The sequence below is a fragment of the Gammaproteobacteria bacterium genome, from assembly GCA_028817225.1.
Lineage (GTDB): Bacteria > Pseudomonadota > Gammaproteobacteria > Poriferisulfidales > Oxydemutatoraceae > Oxydemutator.
Genome location: JAPPQC010000020.1, coordinates 1 through 4,642 on the forward strand (window position 1 = coordinate 1; position 4,642 = coordinate 4,642).

The window sequence follows — 4,642 nt, forward strand, 5'->3', positions numbered from 1 at the left end:
GAGCCAATGCCGATGGTCGCGCCGATTGAACCGAGGGCGAAGGCAATCAGCCCGGAGATGAACAGGCAGACGGCGGCGGATGGGTTATAATCCGTCGGCTTCACGGCCCGTGTCGGGCGGCGCCGCGAACGAAAATAATAATTGCATTTGATGACTGTCGTTCCATGCGCGTGACATTGCGAATTTTTGCCTTGCTGCTGCTTTGCCTGCCGCTGGCCGCGCCGGCGCCGGCGCAAACCACTCAAACCACTGTCGAGTTTTTCAACGACAGGGGCGGCGCCCGTCTGGGGGAGGACGGTTTGCTGACAGAGGGCGACACCTTCAGGTTCAGCCTTCGTTACCCCCCGTCTCTCAATCATTCCGGTTTCCGGATGGTTTTCCTTGATGAACGCACGGACACTGCGGACTGTCAAGATTTTCAGTACCGGAATCCGCCCGAGCGGGGATCACAGCTTTTTGTCAATCTGTGCGACACTCGAACAGCCATGGAGCCCGTTTTTGAGTTCCTCATTCCCGCAAACAATGGAGCAGCCGAATTCAACAGCGGCGCCCTCTTGAGATTGAGGGATGACAGAGAAGCCGAAGAAGAGCAAACCTTCCTTGTGAACGTGTCGTCCGGTAGCGAACCGCCGGAAGGCCTCAACTTCCGGCCGACCCGCTTTACAATCGTCGCCAGCGACCGCGCGCCGCAGGCGCGCACCCAGGTTGTACAGTCTGTAGCAAACGAAGGGGGTGTGGCCCGATTCGCTATTTCCCTTGGCTCCAGCGACGGTGGCCCGTCGGTTGTGAACTTCGGCTTTGTTGAAAGCGCCAGCAGCGCCGGATTGTCCGATTTCAGTGTTGTTGGGGGAGACGGCGTGTCCTGGAACAGCAACACCGGCATGGGATCCGCCACCATTATTCATCGTGTCGGCGGCTCCAATGCCCAGGTGCGTCTGCAGATTACCGACGACAACATACCCGAGCACAGCGAGACCATCGTCATGCGCCTGACTTCGCACACCGTCGGTGGCGAGGACCGTCCGTTCCCGGCTGGCCGGTTGCAAATGACCATCCCCGAAAGCGACGTTTACACCGCGCACATTGACGCCCCGACATTGCCGGACAGGGAGTTGGAGGAAGGCGAGGAATTCACCTTCCGCATCAATCTGCTCGGTTCTCGCGCATACGGGCCGGATATTCTGGGGCTGGGGATTACGGGCGCGGCGGAATGGGATGCCGTGCGCGTGACGCTGGGGAAAGCCGACGGCACCACCGTCGCAACCGCCCCGATTACGAATGCCGCCACGCTGCGCAGGCAGGACCACTGCGGGGCCGTCTCCTGCCAACTTGCCTTCAGGCTTGTGGACGGCGCGAGGCACGCGGATGTCACGCTGCGCATCACGGATGATGATGTGGACGAGATGGACGAGACCCTCTCCATCCGGCTGGCATTTGTTTCCGGTCTCCACCGTTTCAACGGCAACCTCCGGCACACGGTAGCGGTTGACGAAAACGACCATCCGCTGCCCAATGTGAGGCTGACTTTCCGCGGCGATCAGACCGTGAGCGAAGACGCCGAGGTTGAAATCGGCAGCACAGCCCGTAATGGTGAGGCAGGCACGACCCTGACCTTCACCTGGATGCAAATTGCAGGCCCCGACGTCTCTCTGGCGACAACCCGCACGGTGGGCGAGGGAGGCCCGGACAGATTCCTCAGTTCAATGGCGACTTTCAGGGCCCCGGATGTGCCCGTTCGCAGCACGCTGGAATTCAGCGTCGGCGTGACGGCGCAAAAACACCGCTACACCGATGTTTCCGCGCAAACCATCCTGGTCGTCCATGTGAACGACACCGAGCCGCCGACGGCCGATGCGGGCGCGGATATTGGCCTGCGGCGGGAGAGAACCGCCGTCACGCTGCGCGGCAGCGGCAGCGACCCGGACGGCGACACGGGGCTGACTTACCGCTGGACGCAGACCAGCCCGCCCCCCGACGGGAACGGCCCCACCCCGGAAGTGGTCATCGGCCCTCACGCCAACGCCACCGCCACTGCAACCGCAACCCTGCCTGATTTGCCGGCGGGAACCACGGAAAGCTTCACGCTGGCATTGACCGTCTTCGACAGCAGGGTTGCCGGGCGCCTCAGCCTGACGGGCACGGACGAGGTCGTCATTGCCGCGCACGACGCCACGCCGCCGACCGCTGTCGCCGGCGCCGACCAGGCGGTGAGCACGGCGGGCGTGATGGTTGCGCTGGGCGGCGGCGGCAGTTATGACGCGCGCGGCAGCGGCTTTATCGGCACCGACCGGCTGCGGTATCAGTGGCAGCAGGTGGCAAGCGACGACCCCGCCGCCGCCGCCATCGGCACCGTCGGCCCGATTGCCAACGCCGCCGCCGCCACCGCCACCTTCACGGCGCCGACGGCGGCGGGCCATTATTACCTCCGGCTGACAGTGACAGACACGGTAACGCGGCAATCCAATGCGGATGTGGTTCGGGTAACGGTGCAGGAGGAGATGACGGTATCGGTTGACGGCGATTCAAGTGTGAATGAAGGCGGGCTTGCATCGCTTGTGGTTCGTGTTTCAGGCGGCCCGCCGGTGTCGGACATCACGGTGGGCTATCAGGTAACCACGGCGGCGGAGACGGTATCCGGCCACGCCGGTGTTGCAGATTATGCCGTCGGCGGCGCCGGTGTGACGACCGACACGGTCACCGTTGGCGCGCCGTCCTACCGCGCGACGACGGTGACCTTCGCCGCGAACGACGATGATGATCTGGAGGGCGCGGAATCATTCCGCCTTGTTCTCGGCGCGGTGTCGGGCGGCACCATCGGCGACAGCGGCGTCGGCATAACGAGGGCCGAGGCGAGTTCCTCGGTTGTCGTGGTGATTAACGACACCGACCGCGTGACGCGGCGCATTGCGCGCACCGACGAGGACGGCTTTGCCGAAGGCGGCGCGGGCGGCGCGGCGACGGCGCTGGTGGATTTCATTGTTGAGGGCGCGGAATTGCCGCAGGCGCTTGACCGTCTTGCGCTGGGCTACCGCGTCGGCGGCTGTGTGGACGGCGCATCGGTTCACTGCACGGTTTCGCCGTCCGGCACGAGCGGCGCGGTTGCGATTGTGCCGTCGCCGGGGCGCCTGGCGAGCACCGGCACGGTAACCGTCATGGCGGGCGGCCATGACAACGATGTCAACGAGGCCACCCGCACCATCACGATAACGATGACGGATGATGTGTCCGGCATCACTGCATCCGATTTTGGCGGCATTGCGTCTTCGGGCGCCGTGTCGTGGGAAGTTGATCTGGCGGACGACGACGACATTGTCGTCGGCATTGCACCGCCTGAGACTTCTGCGCGCGGCAGCAGGGCGGTATTTGTTGTCACATTGAGCGGCGCCGCCAGCGGCTCGCGCAGCGTGATAGAGGTTCCGTACAGCATAGGCGGCGAAGTGGAGACGGCGGACTACATGGACATGACGGCGCCGCTCAACAACGGGCGCCTGGTTTTCAATGCGTTTGAGACGACCGGCGCGATAACCCTTCAGTTGACGGGCGATGCGGCGACGACGGACCCGGATGAGACATTGACGGTCGCCCTCGGCGCGCCGGTGGTTGGCGCCGGCGGCGGCCGGGCCGCGTTGAGCGATTTGCCGGAGGTGACGGTCACGGTGTTCAAGGCGCCGCGTGTGTACAGGGTGCGCGCGGACGAGTCGGAGGACGCCGATGCCGCCGCGCCCGGTGTGCAGGTGTCCGAGGGCACGACGGCGACCTTCACGATTGCGCTGGAAGGCGAGGCGCCGACGGCGCCGACGACGGTGACCTGGAGCGGCGGCAGCGATGATTTGTCGGCGTCGGAATACGAGGTTGTCGGTGTCGGCAACGCCACGAGCGGTGTTTTGATGTTCACGCCGGCCAACTGGCAGACGCCGCAAACGGTGGAGGTCATGGTCAACGACGACGGCCTGAACGAGGGTTCGGAGCGTTTGTCGCTGACGCTCAGCGATGTCATGGGCGGCGGCGTCAGCGGCACGGCGATTGCGGTTCCGTCCGCCGAAGTCATCGTGCCGCCGAGCGACGCCATCACCTACCGCGTCGAAGGCGCGGCCGTTACCGAGCCGCAAGGCGATGTGGGCGGCTCGGCAATGGCGACTTTCACCATTTATCTGGACGGCGCGCCGCAAGGCTCGGCGGGCGGAATCACCGTGCCGTTCACGACCGGCGGCAGTGCGTCGCCCGGCGTGGACTACGCCGCGCTGCCGGCGACGGTGTCCATTGCCGCCGGCGCGACCACCGCCGAGGTCGGGGTGCGGGTCATGGCCGACAGACTCAACGAGGGCGCGGAAACCATCACCCTTGCATTGCGGGACGGCGCGCAGGTCGGCGCCGGCGGCGGCGTTGTGATGGCGGCGCCCGGCGCCGGGCGGCTGGGTGCGGTAACCATCGCCGACAACGCCGATGACACAATCCGGGTGAGAATCGCCGCCTTTACGCCCCGCGTCATTGAAGGCGCGACGGCGTTTTTCAGGGTGAGCTTCTTTCAGGCGGTCAGGACGGCGCCGGTGGAAGTGCCGTTTTCGGTTGTCGGCGACGCCGCTGATTATGACATTGTGTCGCCGCCCGGCCTGGACGCCGCCGCGACGACGGGCGTATTGAC

3 protein-coding genes are annotated in these 4,642 nt (G+C 65.2%); 1 reads left to right on the forward strand and 2 read right to left on the reverse strand.

The window, feature by feature from the left end:
• Both OXU50_02675 and OXU50_02680 read right to left on the reverse strand, forming a co-directional pair.
• Nucleotides 1-413 (reverse strand): hypothetical protein (locus OXU50_02675; GenBank protein MDD9868788.1); only part of this gene is annotated, 413 nt, incomplete at its 3' end.
• A gap of 33 nt (nt 414-446) precedes the next feature.
• Nucleotides 447-905, reverse strand: coding sequence for a hypothetical protein (locus OXU50_02680; GenBank protein ID MDD9868789.1), 459 nt, complete (start codon nt 903-905; stop codon nt 447-449).
• Between OXU50_02680 and OXU50_02685 the strand changes: the two genes are divergently transcribed.
• A partial coding sequence (locus OXU50_02685) for a hypothetical protein (protein MDD9868790.1) occupies nt 882-4,642 on the forward strand: 3,761 nt, incomplete at its 3' end. The genes OXU50_02680 and OXU50_02685 overlap by 24 nt on opposite strands.